This window comes from Enterobacter sp. MGH119 (assembly GCF_001037675.1).
Classification (GTDB): Bacteria; Pseudomonadota; Gammaproteobacteria; order Enterobacterales; family Enterobacteriaceae; genus Enterobacter; species Enterobacter hormaechei_C.
Map to the genome: position 1 here is coordinate 124,696 of NZ_KQ089931.1, position 17,509 is coordinate 142,204.

Genomic DNA, 17,509 nt, shown 5'->3' on the forward strand with positions numbered 1-17,509 from the left:
CCGGTGGCGCTGCGCTTACCGGGCCTACGATCCGAACGTAGGCCGGGTAAGGCGAAGCCGCCACCCGGCAGCTGGCTTTCCTCCCAAATTCAACAACCTGTGATCTCCGTCGGCGCATTCGCTTGACGACAATTTGAGCGCATGTTAACAGAATGTTTTGCCTGTATTTGGCCCGTCAGATAAGGAACATTCATGTTACGGTACAGTCTCTTAACCGCCGGGCTCATGCTCGGCGCCTCCGCCTTTGCCGCACCGGCAGGCGACCTTCCCTTAATGCCCTGGCCTGCGAAGGTTGAACGCCCGACCACTCAGGGCGCGCTGGAGCTTAACAATCAACTCACCGTGAGCGTAAGTGGCGACGATCTGGGGGATGCGGTCAACCGCCTGCGCCAGCGCATCGCCCTTCAAACCGGCTGGACGCTACAGCCGCAGGCCGAAAAACCTGACAAGCCGACCATCCGCATCGCCATCGCCAAAAAGGTGAAGCCGCAGCCGCTGCCGGACAGCGATGAGAGCTATAAACTCACGGTGGACGCCAACGGCGTAAATATCTCCGCCAATACCCGCTTCGGCGCGCTGCGCGCCATGGAAACCTTGCTTCAGCTGATGCAGAACGGCGCCGAAAACACCTCGATCCCGTGGGTGACCATTGAAGATTCGCCGCGCTTCCCGTGGCGCGGGCTGCTGCTCGATTCGGCGCGCCACTTCCTCCCGATTCCGGATATTAAACGCCAGATCGACGGCATGGCCGCGGCGAAGCTCAACGTGCTGCACTGGCATTTGACCGACGATCAGGGCTGGCGCTTCAGCTCAAAGCGCTACCCTAAGCTGACCCAGCTTGCCAGCGACGGGCTGTTCTACACCCCTGAGCAGATGCGCGAGATTGTGCGTTACGCTGCCGAGCGCGGCATACGCGTGGTGCCGGAAATTGATATGCCGGGCCACGCCTCGGCGATTGCCGTCGCCTACCCGGAGCTGATGAGCGCGCCGGGGCCGTACGCCATGGAGCGCCACTGGGGCGTGCTGAAGCCAGTGCTGGATCCCACCAAAGAGGCAACTTATACCTTTGCCGACGCGATGGTCAGCGAACTGGTGGCGATCTTCCCGGATCCATATCTGCATATTGGCGGCGATGAGGTTGACGACAGCCAGTGGAAAGCGAACGCTGCGATCCAGAGATTCATGCGCGACAATAAACTGGCGGACAGCCACGCGTTGCAGGCGTATTTCAACCGCAAGCTGGAGACGATCCTTGAGAAGCACCACCGGCAGATGGTTGGCTGGGATGAGATCTACCATCCCGATCTGCCGAAAAGCATTCTGATCCAGTCCTGGCAGGGACAGGACGCGCTGGGGCAGGTGGCGCAGAACGGCTATAAGGGCATTCTCTCAACCGGTTTCTACCTCGATCAGCCGCAATCCACCGCCTACCACTACCGCAATGAAATTGTGCCGCAGGGGCTGAACGGCGTGGATGTGATAGCGGACACCGACAGCGTCCAGAGCTGGGCTTTCTCCATGCCGCGCCTGAAGGGCAAGCCGGTGGAAGGTAGCTTTACGCTGGTGAAAGGCGATGCTGGCTGGCGCGGATTTATTGATTTTGCCGGGAAATCGCGTCGGGCGGTGGATAACATTCAATGGCGGGACGACAATCAGGTAACGTTTACCGTTGATACCTGGATGGGTGAAACGCGTCCGGTCGTTTCTGTTGAGAACGATAAGCTCAGCGGCTATTTCCTGGTGGGTAACGCCCGCTACCCGATTAGCGGCACGCGTCTGGACGCGGTCCCAAAAGGCATACCGCCGGTGGTGCCGGACCCGGCGAACGAGGCCAATCTGCTCGGCGGTGAAGCCGCGCTGTGGGCGGAAAACGTGGTCGCGCCGGTGCTGGATATCCGTCTGTGGCCGCGCGCCTTTGCGGTGGCGGAGCGGCTATGGTCGGCGAAGGACGTCAACGACATCGACAACATGTATACCCGGCTCCAGGCGATGGACAGCTGGTCGACGGTGTCGGTTGGACTACAGCAGCATACCCAGCAGCAGGTGCAGTTCACGCGCCTCGCCAACAATGCGGATACCCTGCCGCTGCAAATTCTCGCCCAGGCGCTTGAACCGGCGCAGTATTACACCCGCCAGCATCTTAAGTTCCAGGCTGGAAACTATCATCAGTTTGAGCCGCTCAACCGGCTCGCTGATGCGCTAAACCCGGAAAGTGCGACCGGGCGTCAGATGAATAAATGGGCGGACCGTCTGGTGAGCGACGCGGAAGACACGGAAAGCGCCGACGCGCTGCGCCACGTCTTTAACCGCTGGCAGAACAACACCAGCGACGCGCTGGCGCTAAGCGAAAACAGCTATCAGTTGAAGGCCATTAAGCCGGTGATCCAGGAGGTGGATAAGCTGGCCGCGATTGGCCTGAGGCTGACGGATCTGGTGGCGCGCCAGGGCACGCTGGATGATAAAGAGATTGCGTCGATCCAGAGCGAACTGGATAACGCGGCGAAGGTTCAGGACGAGGTGGTGATTGCGGCGGTGTACCCGCTGGAAACGCTGCTGCGCGCGACGCGGAATCAGTAGTAAAGAACCCTCACCCCAGCCCTCTCCCAAAGGGAGAGGGTGTATAAATTCCCTCTCCCTTTGGGAGAGGGTTAGGGTGAGGGAATCAGATCACTCAGTCCTTCAACACCCATGCCTCTCTCCAGTGCGCGCCCACGCCTGGTTCAAACTGGTTTGCGGTTGGGCTGTACTGCACGCAGTAGCCGCTGAACGGGACAGGCCTGCATTCGTAGGTCTTACCGTCTTTCGGCTGTAGCACTACGGTGCCCGCTTTGTAGGACGCGACGTTATTCGGGAAGATAAAGTCATGCGGGCCGTTGCTGTCCGCCGCGTCGCTTTCCAGCATCAGATCCAGCACGTCCTGCGCGAACAGGGTGCCGTCTTTGTTGGTGGCGTAGTATTTCAGCATATGGTGACCCGCCGTGACGTCAGTCAGGGTCATGGTCACGTCCTGGCTGGCGTTATTCATCTCCTGCTTCAGATACCCCTTTTCCGCACCGCTGTGGTTCATCACGTGCGCTTCAACGTTCACGTCGCCTTTGGTGTTCACGTGGAAGGTGACGGACGCCTTGCCATTCTCGATTTTGCTGTAGTGCAGGTTAGATACCGCGATGGTTTCATTCACTTCCGCCTTCTGCTCTTCGTACGAAATCGCAACGGACTGGAGGGCGCTGCCGTCTTTGACGAAGACGCTGTTCGCGCCGTGAACCGGGCTAATTTCGCCCGCTTCATCCTTTACCCCGACACGCACATCGCTGTACGCGGCGTTGATCTTCTGCGCCAGATCGTAGGACCACTGGTTCGCATCCCCCTGGGCAACGGAGCCGATGGTCAGCTCGGTACGCAGGGCGGCAACTTCCCCGTTGGCGTCGAAGAAGCGTGCAATCACTTTATCGCCCGTGTTCAGGTTATTCCCGGCAATCTGTCCGCTCAGGGTTTTACTCCACTGGGATATCACCGCTGGGGTGCCGTCCGGCGTGACGTTGCCGCCGTTACCGAAATCAACGTCAATGGCCTGATAGAAACTGTTTGCGGTATCCGCAATTTCCCACACGCCATAAATAACCTGGTAGCCCGTACGTTCCGGGACATTACAGGTCATGGATTTTGTCATCGCCGGTGCCTGACCATTTCCGTTAATAGTACAGAACGGCGTTAATTCGAACTGGTCACGGGTCAGCGGTTTATTGGGGTCCCAGTTTTGTTTGGTAATGTAATAACGCCAGTTGGTGGTTTTATGCGGCGCGGTATGGTGCCAGACAAATTCATGCGGGCCTGCCGTCATGGGATTTTTGGTCCAGGCGTTCAGGCTCTGCTTATCAAGCTGGGAGTAGCTGGCAATACCGGCGCTGGCAAGCTGGCCGTCGGGCGGCATCGCACCCGTCGGGAAGCCGGAGGTCTTTTCTACGCTCTGCGGTTCATATTGTACAGAGCCACAGTCAGTATTCTGGCCGAGCTTACACATATAGGCGCGGCTGGCAGGGGATTCTATATATCCGTGTGCAAGTGCGGAAGACGCAACCGTTAATGTGGTTACCGCCAGCGCAATTTTAGAGAGTTTCATTCATCATCCATTAATTAGAATAGAGCAAGGCAGCGTCAGTCTATTAATGGAGTGGCGGATGCGTCATTTTCCGGAGAGAGTAAAAATGGTCGAAATAAAAAAAGGCAGCCAGAGCTGCCTTCTCTTTCTTGAAATAAATTAGCGACGTACGGCAATCGCTTCAATTTCAATTTTCACGTCTTTTGGCAGACGCGCTACTTCCACGCAGGAGCGCGCCGGGAAGGTGGCGTTGTGCTCGGTGAAGAACGCTTCGTAAGTGGCGTTAACGGTCGCAAAATCATTCAGATCTTTCACGAACACGGTGGTTTTGACGATATCGCCCACTTTCAGACCGGCAGATTCGACGATCGCCTGCACGTTTTCCAGCGACTGACGCGCCTGCGCCGCTACGTCGGCGGGTACTTCACCGGTTTTTGGGTTCACCGGGATCTGGCCAGAAGTGATGATCATGCTGCCCAGATCAACGCCCTGAACGTATGGGCCGATAGCCGCTGGTGCATTTTCCGTCGCGAGTACTTTGCTCATTTTTTCTCCAGAATTACAGCGTTAAGAATGTTCCCGGCCATTATAACAGCCGGGATTTCATTACCAACCTCAATTAGTTGGCCAGCACCACATAATGAGAAAACTCTTTTTCGCAGTATTTGCATTTGAGTGCGATGTCATTGGCGCGCTTTTTCACTGCAAAGCTGGAGGAAACCGGCTCAGCATGACTGATGCAGTTGCTGTTCGGGCAGACCAGCACGCTTTCGATGCGATCCGGCAGGCTTGGGCGGGATTTGCCCACCACGTCGTAATCGTCGATGCGGTTAACCGTGGCGTCCGGCGCGTACAGCGACAGCTGGTTAACCTGCTCGTCGGTCAGGAAAGTGTTCTCGATCTTGATCAGGTCTTTGCGGCCCATCTCGCCCGACGGCAGGTTCAGGCCGATGGTGATGCGCTGGTCGGTTTCGGTCAGTTTGAACAGCGTCAGCAGCTTAAAGCCCACCTGCGCAGGGATGTGGTCAATCACGGTGCCACGCTTGATGGCTTCAACCTGGAGTTTGTTATCGTGTGTCATGGTCGTCTCCCCTTACAGAGCTAATTCGCGATTCAGAACCAGTGCCAGTAACGCCTGGCGGGCGAAGATGCCGTTCCCGGCCTGTTGGAAGTACCAGGCGTGCGGCGTTTTATCCACGTCTGTGGTGATCTCATCGATGCGCGGCAGCGGGTGCAGCACCTTCATGTTGTCGCGCGCGCCCTCGAGGTCGCTGGCGCGCAGTACGAACTGCGCCTTCACGTTGGCGTACTCGGATGGGTCAAGACGCTCTTTCTGCACGCGGGTCATGTAGAGAATATCCACGTTGCCCATCACCTCTTCGATGCTGGCATGCAGGCTCCACGCGATGCCTTTTTCGTCCAGCATATCGAGAATGTACTGCGGCATCGCCAGCGCGTCCGGCGCGATGAAGAAGAAGCGGTTGCCGTTAAATTTCGCCAGCGCCTGGGTCAGGGAATGGACGGTGCGGCCATACTTCAGGTCGCCGACCATGGCGATGTTCAGGTTCTCAAGCGTGCCCTGCGTCTCCTGAATGGTGAACAGATCCAGCAGGGTCTGCGTCGGGTGCTGGTTGGCACCGTCACCGGCGTTCAGCACCGGAATGCCGCCGGAAAACTCGGTCGCCAGACGCGCCGCGCCCTCCTGCGGGTGGCGCATCACAATCGCGTCGACGTAGGTGCTGATAACCGAAATGGTATCCGCCAGGGTCTCGCCTTTTTTACCCAGCGACGTGTTGCTGCTGTCTGAGAAGCCCACCACGCTCGCGCCCAGGCGGTGCATGGAGGTTTCAAAGGAGAGGCGCGTGCGGGTCGAGGCTTCGAAGAAGCAGCTCGCAATCACCTTGTGCTTCAACAGCTCCGGTTGCGGATTGGCCTTCAGTTTTGCCGCGGTTTCCAGAACCAGTTCCAGCTCTTCGCGGCTGAGGTCGTTTATGGAAATGATGTGTTTTTGATAAAGCGGATTCATGTTTATCTCCTGACGCCGGGCAAAAAAAAGCCCCTCAAATGAGGGGCTCTGGGAATAGGTTTAGCAACGGGAAGAAAAACGGCAGGCCAGCGTCTGATTTCAGACGCGGTAAGACGTTGTGTCGTACACGCTTGACCATGCTTCCTCCCGGCAAATTGTCGGGCATTATACGCAGCTCGCTTTTGGGATCAAGCGATTTAATGCACGCTTTACTCAATGCAAACGGTTCTTTGTGAATATTAATGCGTTCTGAGTAAATAATTAATTTGCTTATGCACCAGCGCGGTGCGCTTCACTACGCGGGGCGCGACCCAGACAATACTGCTTCCGGCCACCACGCCTAAAATTTCCGGTAACTGGTGATAATCCAGAATACGCGCTACCGCGCGGCCATATCCGGCGACGGTATGGATAAGGATAAATTCGCTGTTGTGCTCCACGCTCACCACCATTTCAGAGACGGTACGCGCCGCATCGGGGGCCGGGCGCAGCTGGGGATTCAGCGAATAAATCTTTAGTCCTTTGGCATTGCGAATTTTTATGACACCAAGCAACTTGAGCAGACGTGAAACGGTGGACTGGCTGATGGTCTCAAAACCCCGCTCCTGTAAGTCGCGGCGGATCTCTTCCTGGGAGAGATAGCTCTTTTCCGCGATCAGACGCTGGCAGACCGTTAGCTGTAGTTGCTCTTTGGGAGAGTACTCTTCGTAATCCATCATAGTTCCCATATCAGTTCCCGAAATAACCGGTGGCACCGCACCGATCCGTAGGCCGGATAAGCGCAGCGCCATCCGGCAAATCACAACAAAGCGCCCAGGCTTAACGCCACCATAATCACCACCGTTAAAATCCCCAGCAGCGGCGCGACCCATTTCAGATAACGCACGTAGGGCACGCGGGCGATAGCCAGCCCGCCCATCACGACGGCAGAGGTGGGAGTGATCAGGTTAACGATGCCGGACGCCGACTGGTAAGCCGTAACCACCAGGTCGCGGTTGACGTTAGCGAAATCGGCAAGGGGCGCCATGATCGGCATCGTCAGAACGGCCAGGCCGGACGAAGAAGGCACAAGAAACGACAGCACCACTTCCAGCCAGTACATCACGTTGATGAACGCCACCGTCGACAATCCGGTGACCATTCCCTCGGCGCTGTGCAAAATGGTGTGGGTAATCATGCCCTTATCCATGATCACTACGATACCGCGCGCGATGCCGATAATCAGCGCGACGCCCAGCAAATCTCGCGCTCCGTTGATAAAGGTTGAGGTCAGCTCCTCTTCGCTCATGCGGGCGATCAGCCCGACGATAATGGCGCTGGCGAGGAACACCGCCGAGATCTCCGCCATCCACCAGCCCAGCACCGCCACGCCGTAGATCATCACCGCAAAGGCGAGGGCGAAGATCACCAGGATGAGTTTGCGCACCGGGGTAAACTCCAGCGACTGCTCGCCCTTGTTGCCGAGGAAGTGGGCGCGGTTCTCTTCCTGCTTATCCGCCACGATCGACAGCGACGGATCCTTGCGCACCTTACGGGCGTAACGCATTACCCACGCCACGCAGATGATCCAGCCGATCACCAGCAGCGCGATGCGCAACATGATGCCGTTGGTGAAGGGGATCCCGGCGGCGTTGGCGGCGATCACCGTGGCGAACGGGTTGATGGTGGATCCGAGCGTGCCGATCCCCGCGCCGAGCAACACGGTAGAGGCCGCAACCACCGGATCGAACCGCGCTGCCAGCATCACCGGCACCAGTAAGGTATAGAAGGGCAGCGACTCTTCTGCCATGCCGTAAATCGTTCCGCCCGCGGCAAACAGCGCCATCAGGATCGGGATCATCCACTCTTCGCGTCCGCGCAGCCGGGTAGTCACACGCTCGATCCCGGCGTCAATCGCCCCGGTTTTGGTGACGATCCCGAGGAATCCCCCGATGATCAGAATAAACAGCGCCACGTCGATCGCCCCGGCCTGGCCGGATTCCGGATCGTACAGCCCGGCAATCGGCGCCATCAGCACCGAAACCAGCCCCTGCGGATGCGCCGCGACGTGCGCGTAGGTGCCTGCAACGGGGACGTCTTTGCCGAGCGCCTCGTTCATTGCCATATGGTACTGCCCGGCCGGGACAATCCACGTCAGCACGGCCACGACGGCAATCAGAAAAAAGAGAATGGTGTAAGCGGAGGGAAACTTGAACTTGCCCATGATGTTCTCCTTAAACCCGGCGCACCCCGCGGCGCGCCGGGCAGTGATTAGTCGCCGAGTGTCGCCACCATGACCGCTTTAATGGTGTGCATGCGGTTCTCTGCTTCGTCGAAGACGATGGAGTTCGGGGATTCAAAGACCTCCTCCGTCACTTCCAGCCCCTTCAGCCCGTACGCCATCTCGATTTCGCGGCCCACCTTAGTGTGCTCGTTGTGGAATGCCGGCAGGCAGTGCATGAATTTGACGTTCGGGTTGCCGGTGGCCTTCATCACGTCCGCGTTAATCTGATATGGCTTCATCAGGCTGACGCGCTCGGCCCAGGCTTCCTTCGGCTCGCCCATGGAGACCCACACGTCGGTGTAGAGGAAATCGGTCCCCTGCACGCCTTCTTCCACGTCGTCGGTGAGGGTGATGCGCGCGCCCGTCTCTTTCGCAATGGCGCGGCACTGCTCAACCAGGCCTGCCTCCGGCCAGAAGGATTTCGGCGCCACGAGGCGGATATCCATCCCCATCTTGGCCGCACCGACCATCAGCGAGTTGCCCATGTTGTTGCGCGCGTCGCCGAGATAGGCAAAGCTCAGCTCCGGCAGGGTTTTGCCTGGGGAGTGTTCCAGCATGGTCATCAGATCGGCGAGAATTTGCGTTGGGTGGAACTCGTCGGTCAGGCCGTTCCACACCGGCACCCCCGCGTACTCGCCCAGCTCTTCAACGATGGCCTGGCCGTAGCCGCGATATTCGATGCCGTCATACATGCGGCCCAGCACGCGGGCGGTGTCTTTCATCGACTCTTTATGGCCAATCTGCGAGCCGCTTGGGCCGAGATAGGTGACCTGCGCGCCCTGGTCGAACGCGCCCACTTCGAAGGCGCAGCGGGTGCGGGTGGAGGTTTTTTCAAAGATCAGGGCGATGTTTTTCCCGACCAGGGTTTGCTTCTCGCGCCCGGCTTTTTTGGCGGCCTTGAGCTCGATGGCGAGGTCAATCAGGTACTGGATCTCCGCCGGGGTGTAGTCCAGCAGTTTCAGGAAGTTGCGGTTTTTCAGGTTAATGGTCATGGGGAAATCCTTTTTAAATTGTTAGCTGTCTGATGCCCTCACCCCGGCCCTCTCCCACGGGGAGAGGGGGGCTTACATTCCCTCTCCCTCCGGGAGAGGGTTAGGGTGAGGGGAGGGGTTTAGTTACGAATCAACGTGCCTTTCTCGCCCGCCAGGATCTCCGCGCCGTCATTCAGCGCGCCGATCCCGGCAATGCCGCCGCAGGCCTCAACAAACTCGCGGCAGGCGGCTACTTTCGGCCCCATCGATCCGGCGTCGAACTGCATGCCTCTGAGCAGCTCCGGCGTCACCTGCGCCAGCGGACGTTGGGTTGGCTTGCCCCAGTCGAGGTACACCGCGTCGGCATCGGTGAGGATCAGCAGGGCGTCGGCCTCGATCTGGCGCGCCAGCAGGGCGGCGGAGAGGTCTTTGTCGATCACCGCCTCAATGCCGCGATAGCCGTTGGCGTTTTCCACCACCGGCACGCCGCCGCCGCCGTTGCAGATCACCAGATGGTCGCGCTGGATCAGCGCCGTGATGGCGTCGCTCTCGACAATGCGCTTCGGCTGCGGAGAGGGCACCACGCGGCGGAAGTAGCTGCCGTCGGCCTTAAACACCCAGCCTTTCTCCGCGGCCAGCGTTTTGGCCTGGGCTTCGCGGTACACCGGGCCGATGTACTTGGTCGGGTTACTGAAGGCCGGGTCGGCGGCGTCCACTTCCACCTGCGTGAGCAGAACGCTGACCTCGCGCTGGGGCAGATTGTTTTTCAGCGCCTGCTGGAGCATGTAGCCGATCATCCCCTGGCTTTCGGCGCCGAGAACGTCCAGCGGGTAGGGCGTGACTTTGTCGTAGGCGCTGTTTTGCAGCGCCAGCAGTCCGACCTGCGGGCCGTTGCCGTGCACCAGCACCACGCGCCACTGCGCCGTTAAGCCGGCGATGGTGCGGGCAGCCTGCTCGATGTTCTGGCGCTGGATGTCCGCTTCAAGCGGTTCGCCGCGCTTGAGCAGCGCGTTGCCGCCCAGGGCCACAACCAGAGTGGGTTTTCGTTCCATGATGGCTCCTTTAAATTCCGTCGCGTTCCAGTGGGCAGCTCATGCAGCGTGCGCCGCCGCGACCGCGTCCCAGCTCGTCGCCCGGGATCGGCAGCACGGTGATGCCCGCCTTGTCGTACTTCTCGTTGGTCCAGACGTTGCGCTCGTAGCCGATCACCACGCCCGGGCGGATGGTCAGGACGTTGTTAGCGTCGTTCCACTGCTCGCGTTCGGCTTCAAAGACATCGCCGCCGGTGGTGATCAGACGTACCTGGTTAATGCCGAGCGCTTTCTCGATGGCGTGCAGCAGGTCGGTTTCCTGGGTGCGCAGCAGGCCGCCGCGGCCGTCCGGGGTGAGCGTCCAGCACTGGGCGTCTTTGCGCACCACTTCCGGGTAGACGGAGAAGGTATCCACGTCGATGTGGGTCATGACGGTGTCGAGGTGCATGCAGGAGCGGTGTTTTGGCAGCTCAACGGCAATCACGCGCTCGGCCTGGCGGTGTTTAAACAGGCTGTTAGCGAGGAACTCCACGCCCTGCGGGGTGGTGCGTTCGGACATGCCGATCAATACCGCCCCGCGACCAATGACTAATACGTCGCCGCCTTCTAAAGTGGCGTGGTCGTAATTAATATTCTCGTCGCCGAAATACTTAATAAACTCGCCGTCGGCAAATGCGGGATGCCAGCGATATATTGCCCGCAGGTTATTCGTTTCACGCTGGCGGGCGGGTTTCGCCATCGGATTAATGGAGACGCCGTTATATATCCAGCAGGAGGTATCGCGGGTAAATAAGTGGTTCGGCAGCGGCTTCATAATAAAATCATTTGCCGTGTGGGTATCGACCACCATATTTTTAATGGCCGCCGGAATTTCACCGTAGGTTAATCCGCCGCTTAACCTGCGCGCCAGTTCGCGGTGCGGCATATCCGCCAGCCAGCCGCGTACGTCGGCGGCGAAGGTTGGCCCCAGGCGATAGTCGGAGATTTGTGTTTCAAGAAGCCAGGCTTTTGCTTCCGCAATATCAAGCGTTTGCGTAAGAAGGTCGGTCAACAGGAGGACTTCCACACCCTGCTCGCGCAGCGTGTTTGCGAAGATGTCATGCTCTTCACCCGCCCGTTCAACCGAGAGCACGTCATCAAATAACAGCTCCTGACAGTTTGATGGCGTTAAGCGTTTCAGACTTAAATTTGGGCGGTGCAGCATAACGCTACGCAATTGACCAATTTCAGAACCGACGTAATGCTTTTCCATAATTATTCCTTTAACTGTTTTTCAGAATAAAAAGGGCATGCGCCATGTCATGTATTTAATTTCATGGCGGCTAAGCTCAATAGATTTCGTGAGTTATAGTAGGCGCTTAAATAATGGTTATTGTGACATTGCTCACGCGAAAACCGATATTGATGAGTTTGTTTTCAATTGCATGATTCGTATCAGATAATGATTAATTTCATATTATTACGGGATGAATAGCTAAGCAGGAACGGGTGGCAATATTTGAGTTTGTTATTATTTTGTAGAATTACACGTTTTGAAATATTTAGTTATATGGTTGATTTTAATGGATAAAATGTTGATTCGGGAATAGCTATGCAATAATGACAGTTAACTATTTTTCACTTAAGATAAATCAATAAATAATTATGGATTTTTAAAGGAAATAACCAAAGTGATAAAGTGTGATATGCCAACAGGTTTTGTGAGTTACGTTTTAAATTCAGTGAGTTAGACCCTATGTGCAAAGTGCATGAAATGAGGTTATGCATAACCACTGCATAAATGCCTGTGTGCAATTAACAGTGGATTAACACATTTCCCGATAAACATGCGCTGACGCAAATCTTGTCAAAAAAGGGCTGGTATGGAAGAAGCATTTCTCGTATAAAACATGAAAATGAAACAATGTTTTAATCTGAGGGTTGTATCATGATTATTGGCAATATTCATCATCTCCAGTCCTGGCTGCCAGAAGAGCTGCGTCAGGCCATTGAGCACGTTAAGGCCCACGTCACCGACGCGACGCCGACCGGCAAGCACGACATCAACGGCAACAGCCTGTTTTATCTGGTTTCGGAGGACATGACCCAGCCGTTCGCCGAGCGTCGTGCTGAATACCATGCACGCTATCTGGATATTCAGATTGTGCTGAAGGGTCAGGAAGGGATGACCTTCAGTACCCTGCCGCACGGTACGCCGGACACCGACTGGCTGGCGGACAAAGACATCGCGTTCCTGCCGGAAGGCGAGCAGGAGAAAACCGTGGTGCTGAGCGAAGGGGATTTTGTGGTGTTCTGGCCGGGCGAAGTGCATAAGCCGCTGTGCGCGGCGGGAGCGCCTGCTAAGGTCAGGAAAGTGGTTGTTAAAATGCTGGTGGAGTAATTTTCCCTCACCCTAACCCTCTCCCACGGGGAGAGGGAACTTTTACACCCTCTCCCCGTGGGAGAGGGCCGGGGTGAGGGCACCAGACCGCACCCACGCATAATGTGATCCAGCTTAAATTTCCCGCACTCCCTCTCCATCTCTCATTTACCTGCGCTTTTCCTGCGTCATAGTATGATCGTTAATTTAACGAACACTGTTCTACAATGTAGAACAAAATGATTCAATAAGGAGATCTCATGCCGCAGTCCGCGTTGTTTACGGGAATCATTCCCCCTGTCTCCACCATTTTTACCGCCGATGGCCAGTTCGATAAGCAGGGCACCGCCGCGCTGATCGACGATCTCATCAAAGCAGGCGTCGACGGCCTGTTTTTCCTGGGCAGCGGCGGCGAGTTCTCCCAGCTCGGCGCCGAAGAGCGTAAAACCATTGCCCAATTTGCGATCGATCATGTCGATCGTCGCGTACCGGTCCTGATCGGCACCGGCGGCACCAACGCCCGGGAAACCATTGCGCTGAGCCAGCACGCGCAGCAGGCAGGGGCGGACGGCATCGTGGTGATCAACCCTTACTACTGGAAAGTGTCGGAAGCGAACCTGATCCGCTATTTCGAACAGGTGGCGGACAGCGTTACGCTGCCGGTAATGCTCTATAACTTCCCGGCGCTGACCGGGCAGGATCTGACCCCGGCGCTGGTGAAAACCCTGGCCGATTCGCGCAGCAACATCGTCGGCATCAAAGACACCATCGACTCCGTTGCCCACCTGCGCAGCATGATCCACACCGTCAAAGCCGCCCATCCGCACTTCACCGTGCTGTGCGGCTACGACGATCATCTCTTTAATACCCTGCTGCTCGGCGGCGACGGGGCGATCTCGGCCAGCGGCAACTTTGCCCCGCAGGTGTCGGTGAATCTTCTGAAAGCCTGGCGGGATAAAGACGTGGCGAAAGCGGCTGAGTATCATCAGACCCTGCTGCAAATTCCGCAGATGTATCAGCTGGATACGCCGTTTGTGAACGTGATTAAAGAGGCGATTGTGCTCTGCGGCCGCCCGATTTCCACGCACGTGCTGCCGCCCGCCTCTGCGCTGGACGAGCCGCGCAAGGCGCAGCTGAAAACCCTGCTGCAACAGCTCAAGCTCTGCTGAGCCGGACGATAACCATGACCATCGAGAAGATTTTCACCCCACAGGACGAGGCGTTTTATGCGGTGATCACCCACGCGGCGGGGCCGCAGGGCGCGCTGCCGCTGACCCCGCAGATGCTGATGGAATCCCCCAGCGGCAACCTGTTCGGCATGACGCAGAACGCCGGTATGGGCTGGGATGCCAACAAGCTGACCGGCAAAGAGGTGCTAATTATCGGCACTCAGGGCGGCATCCGCGCCGGGGACGGACGCCCGGTTGCGCTGGGCTACCACACCGGCCACTGGGAGATCGGCATGCAGATGCAGGCGGCGGCGAAGGAGATCACCCGCAACGGCGGGATCCCGTTCGCCGCCTTCGTCAGCGATCCGTGCGACGGGCGCTCTCAGGGCACGCACGGCATGTTCGACTCCCTGCCGTACCGCAACGACGCGGCGATCGTGTTTCGCCGCCTGATCCGTTCCCTCCCGACGCGCCGGGCGGTGATCGGCGTGGCAACCTGCGATAAAGGGCTGCCCGCCACCATGATCGCGCTGGCCTCCATGCACGACCTGCCGACCATTCTGGTGCCGGGCGGGGCGACGCTGCCGCCGACCGTGGGGGAAGACGCGGGCAAAGTGCAGACCATCGGCGCGCGCTTCGCCAACCATGAACTCTCCTTGCAGGAGGCCGCCGAGCTGGGCTGTCGCGCCTGCGCGTCGCCGGGCGGCGGCTGCCAGTTCCTCGGCACGGCGGGCACCTCGCAGGTGGTGGCCGAAGCGCTGGGGCTGGCGCTGCCGCACTCCGCGCTGGCGCCGTCCGGGCAGGCGGTGTGGCTGGAGATCGCCCGCCAGTCGGCGCGGGCAGTGAGCGAGCTGGATAACCGTGGCATCACCACGCGCGATATCCTCACCGATAAAGCCATCGAAAACGCCATGGTGATCCACGCGGCGTTCGGCGGCTCGACGAATTTACTGCTGCACATCCCGGCCATCGCCCACGCGGCGGGCTGCACGATCCCGGATGTAGAGCACTGGACGCGCGTCAACCGCAGGGTGCCGCGCCTGGTCAGCGTGCTGCCCAACGGCCCGGACTATCACCCGACCGTGCGCGCCTTCCTCGCGGGCGGCGTGCCGGAGGTGATGCTCCACCTGCGCGATCTTGGCCTGCTGCATCTGGACGCCATGACCGTCACCGGCCAGACGGTGGGCGAGAACCTCGACTGGTGGCAGGCATCCGAGCGCCGTAAGCGCTTCCGCCAGTGCCTGCGCGAGCAGGACGGCGTGGAGCCGGATGACGTGATCCTGCCGCCGGAGAAAGCCAACGCGAAAGGGCTGACCTCGACGGTTTGCTTCCCGACGGGGAACATTGCGCCGGAAGGATCGGTGATCAAGGCCACGGCGATCGACCCGTCGGTTGTCGGTGAAGATGGCGTTTACCGCCACACCGGTCGGGCGCGGGTGTTTGTCTCGGAAGCGCAGGCGATCAAGGCCATCAAGCGGGAAGAGATTAAACAGGGCGATATCATGGTGGTGATCGGCGGCGGGCCGTCCGGCACCGGCATGGAAGAGACCTACCAGCTTACCTCCGCGCTGAAGCATATCTCGTGGGGCAAGACGGTGTCGTTAATCACCGATGCGCGCTTCTCGGGCGTGTCGACGGGCGCCTGCTTCGGCCACGTGTCGCCGGAGGCGCTGGCGGGCGGGCCGATTGGCAAGCTGCGCGATAACGACATCATTGAGATAGCCGTCGACCGACTGACATTAACGGGCAGCGTGAACTTTATCGGCACCGCGGATAACCCGCTGACGCCGGAGGAGGGCGCGCGCGAGCTGGCAATGCGGCAGACGCACCCGGACCTGCACGCCCACGACTTTTTGCCGGACGACACCCGGCTGTGGGCGGCATTGCAGTCCGTGAGCGGCGGCACCTGGAAAGGCTGTATTTATGACACCGATAAAATTATCGAGGTAATTAACGCCGGTAAAAAAGCGCTCGGCATTTAATTATTTCATTAGATAAAACCGTCTGCGGGAAATATTCCGCGGGCGGTTTTTGCGTTTCTTTATTTTATAAATTTAAACAATAAGTTGTGATATATCGGTGGCGTCACAAAAGCAAAATAACGTAATTCAGAAATAAGATATGACCATTGCTGGCTAAATGAACAGCTCATTACACTCCATTAACACGATGTTGTAATTCAGCACACTACATAAGGGTGTAATTCTGATGACGCAATTAACCATGAAAGACAAAATTGGCTACGGGCTGGGTGACACCGCCTGCGGCTTCGTCTGGCAGGCTACCATGTTCCTGCTGGCCTATTTCTACACCGACGTCTTCGGTCTCTCCGCGGGCATTATGGGCACGCTGTTTTTGGTCTCCCGCGTGCTAGACGCCGTGACCGATCCGCTGATGGGGCTGCTGGTAGACCGCACCCGTACCCGCTACGGCCAGTTCCGCCCGTTCCTGCTGTGGGGCGCCATCCCGTTTGGCATCGTCTGCATGCTGACCTTCTACACGCCGGACTTCTCCGCGCAGGGCAAAATCATCTACGCCTGCGCGACCTACATTCTCCTGACCCTGGTTTACACCTTCGTTAACGTCCCGTACTGCGCCATGCCGGGGGTGATCACCGCCGACCCGAAAGAGCGCCACGCCCTTCAGTCCTGGCGTTTCTTCCTCGCCGCCGCGGGGTCGCTCGCCATCAGCGGCATTGCCCTGCCGCTGGTGAGCATCATCGGCAAGGGGAATGAGCAGGTGGGCTATTTCGGCGCCATGTGCGTACTGGGCCTGAGCGGCGTGGTGCTGCTCTACGTCTGCTTCTTTACCACCAAAGAGCGTTACACCTTTGAGGTGCAGCCGGGCTCGTCAGTGGCGAAAGACCTTAAGCTGCTGCTGGGCAACGGACAATGGCGGATCATGTGCGCGTTCAAGATGATGGCGACCTGCTCCAACGTGGTGCGCGGCGGGGCGACGCTCTACTTCGTGAAATACGTGATGGATCACCCGGAGATGGCGACGCAGTTTTTACTCTACGGCAGCGTCGCCACCATGTTCGGCTCGCTCTGCTCGTCTCGTCTGCTGGGCCGCTTCGACCGCGTCACCGCCTTTAAGTGGATCATCGTCGCCTACTCGCTGATCAGCCTGCTGATTTTCGTCACCCCGGCGGAGCATATTGCCCTGATTTTCGCCCTCAACATCCTGTTCCTGTTCGTCTTTAACACCACCACGCCGCTGCAGTGGCTGATGGCCTCTGACGTGGTGGACTACGAGGAGAGCCGCAGCGGGCGCCGCCTCGACGGGCTGGTGTTCTCCACCTATCTGTTCAGCCTGAAGATTGGCCTGGCAATTGGCGGGGCGGTGGTGGGCTGGATCCTCGCGTACGTGAACTACTCCGCCAGCAGCAGCGTGCAGCCGGTCGAGGTGCTCACCACCATCAAAATTCTGTTCTGCGTAGTGCCGGTGGTGCTCTACGCGGGCATGTTCATCATGCTGTCGTTCTACAAGCTCACCGACGACCGCGTGGAGGCCATCAGCCAGCAGCTGATCAAGCACCGCGCGGCGCAGGGCGAGGCCGTTCCCGACGCCGCGACAGCCGCATCCCATTAA

General features: G+C 58.4%; 15 protein-coding genes and 1 pseudogene. 6 read left to right on the forward strand and 10 right to left on the reverse strand.

The window, feature by feature from the left end:
- Nucleotides 1-192: 192 nt before the first annotated feature.
- Nucleotides 193-2,577, forward strand: coding sequence for a beta-N-acetylhexosaminidase (locus SK53_RS15340; RefSeq protein ID WP_048209741.1), 2,385 nt, complete (start codon nt 193-195; stop codon nt 2,575-2,577).
- A gap of 94 nt (nt 2,578-2,671) precedes the next feature.
- Here SK53_RS15340 and gbpA read toward each other — a convergent pair whose 3' ends face one another.
- From gbpA to SK53_RS22870, 5 genes are all read right to left on the reverse strand, one after another.
- Nucleotides 2,672-4,120, reverse strand: coding sequence for an N-acetylglucosamine-binding protein GbpA (gene gbpA / locus SK53_RS15345; RefSeq protein ID WP_048209742.1), 1,449 nt, complete (start codon nt 4,118-4,120; stop codon nt 2,672-2,674).
- Between the two features lie 138 nt (nt 4,121-4,258).
- The gene (ridA, locus tag SK53_RS15350; protein ID WP_003863373.1) at nt 4,259-4,645 is read right to left on the reverse strand and encodes a 2-iminobutanoate/2-iminopropanoate deaminase; all 387 of its coding nucleotides are present in this window, start codon (nt 4,643-4,645) and stop codon (nt 4,259-4,261) included.
- Nucleotides 4,646-4,718: 73 nt separating this feature from the next.
- Nucleotides 4,719-5,180: an aspartate carbamoyltransferase regulatory subunit gene (pyrI, locus tag SK53_RS15355; protein ID WP_003863370.1), complete on the reverse strand. Its 462-nt coding sequence runs from the start codon at nt 5,178-5,180 to the stop codon at nt 4,719-4,721.
- Between the two features lie 12 nt (nt 5,181-5,192).
- Entirely contained in the window at nt 5,193-6,125 is a 933-nt protein-coding gene (gene pyrB, locus SK53_RS15360) for an aspartate carbamoyltransferase (RefSeq protein ID WP_003863368.1), read from the reverse strand.
- Nucleotides 6,126-6,159: 34 nt separating this feature from the next.
- On the reverse strand, nt 6,160-6,264 hold the full coding sequence (locus tag SK53_RS22870) for a pyrBI operon leader peptide (RefSeq protein ID WP_022646880.1): 105 nt from the start codon (nt 6,262-6,264) through the stop codon (nt 6,160-6,162).
- On the opposite strand from SK53_RS22870, the pseudogene SK53_RS23640 reads away from it, so the two are divergent.
- Nucleotides 6,244-6,361: pseudogene (locus tag SK53_RS23640) on the forward strand (hypothetical protein). The gene SK53_RS22870 and the pseudogene SK53_RS23640 sit on opposite strands and share 21 nt — an antisense overlap.
- Nucleotides 6,362-6,364: 3 nt before the next feature.
- Here SK53_RS23640 and SK53_RS15365 read toward each other — a convergent pair.
- From SK53_RS15365 to arcA, 5 genes are all read right to left on the reverse strand, one after another.
- On the reverse strand, nt 6,365-6,844 hold the full coding sequence (locus SK53_RS15365) for an arginine repressor (RefSeq protein WP_003863366.1): 480 nt from the start codon (nt 6,842-6,844) through the stop codon (nt 6,365-6,367).
- An 80-nt stretch (nt 6,845-6,924) separates the two neighbouring features.
- Entirely contained in the window at nt 6,925-8,328 is a 1,404-nt protein-coding gene (locus SK53_RS15370) for a YfcC family protein (protein ID WP_032661340.1), read from the reverse strand.
- 47 nt (nt 8,329-8,375) lie between these two features.
- Entirely contained in the window at nt 8,376-9,380 is a 1,005-nt protein-coding gene (gene argF, locus SK53_RS15375) for an ornithine carbamoyltransferase (protein ID WP_003863360.1), read from the reverse strand.
- A gap of 119 nt (nt 9,381-9,499) precedes the next feature.
- Nucleotides 9,500-10,411 carry a carbamate kinase gene (arcC, locus tag SK53_RS15380; RefSeq protein WP_048209743.1) on the reverse strand — a complete coding sequence of 304 codons (912 nt, stop codon included), beginning with the start codon at nt 10,409-10,411 and terminating at the stop codon, nt 9,500-9,502.
- 10 nt (nt 10,412-10,421) lie between these two features.
- A complete protein-coding gene (gene arcA / locus SK53_RS15385; RefSeq protein ID WP_048209744.1) occupies nt 10,422-11,642 on the reverse strand; it encodes an arginine deiminase in 1,221 nt (406 codons plus the stop codon).
- 675 nt (nt 11,643-12,317) lie between these two features.
- Here arcA and SK53_RS15390 point away from each other — a divergent pair.
- From SK53_RS15390 to SK53_RS15405, 4 genes are all read left to right on the forward strand, one after another.
- Nucleotides 12,318-12,770, forward strand: a complete 453-nt coding sequence (locus SK53_RS15390; protein WP_003862921.1) for a YhcH/YjgK/YiaL family protein — start codon at nt 12,318-12,320, stop codon at nt 12,768-12,770.
- Nucleotides 12,771-13,009: 239 nt separating this feature from the next.
- Nucleotides 13,010-13,918 carry a 2-keto-3-deoxygluconate aldolase gene (gene yagE / locus SK53_RS15395; protein ID WP_048209745.1) on the forward strand — a complete coding sequence of 303 codons (909 nt, stop codon included), beginning with the start codon at nt 13,010-13,012 and terminating at the stop codon, nt 13,916-13,918.
- A 14-nt stretch (nt 13,919-13,932) separates the two neighbouring features.
- Entirely contained in the window at nt 13,933-15,900 is a 1,968-nt protein-coding gene (gene yagF / locus SK53_RS15400) for a xylonate dehydratase YagF (protein ID WP_048209746.1), read from the forward strand.
- Between the two features lie 226 nt (nt 15,901-16,126).
- The gene (locus tag SK53_RS15405) at nt 16,127-17,509 is read left to right on the forward strand and encodes an MFS transporter (protein WP_048209747.1); all 1,383 of its coding nucleotides are present in this window, start codon (nt 16,127-16,129) and stop codon (nt 17,507-17,509) included.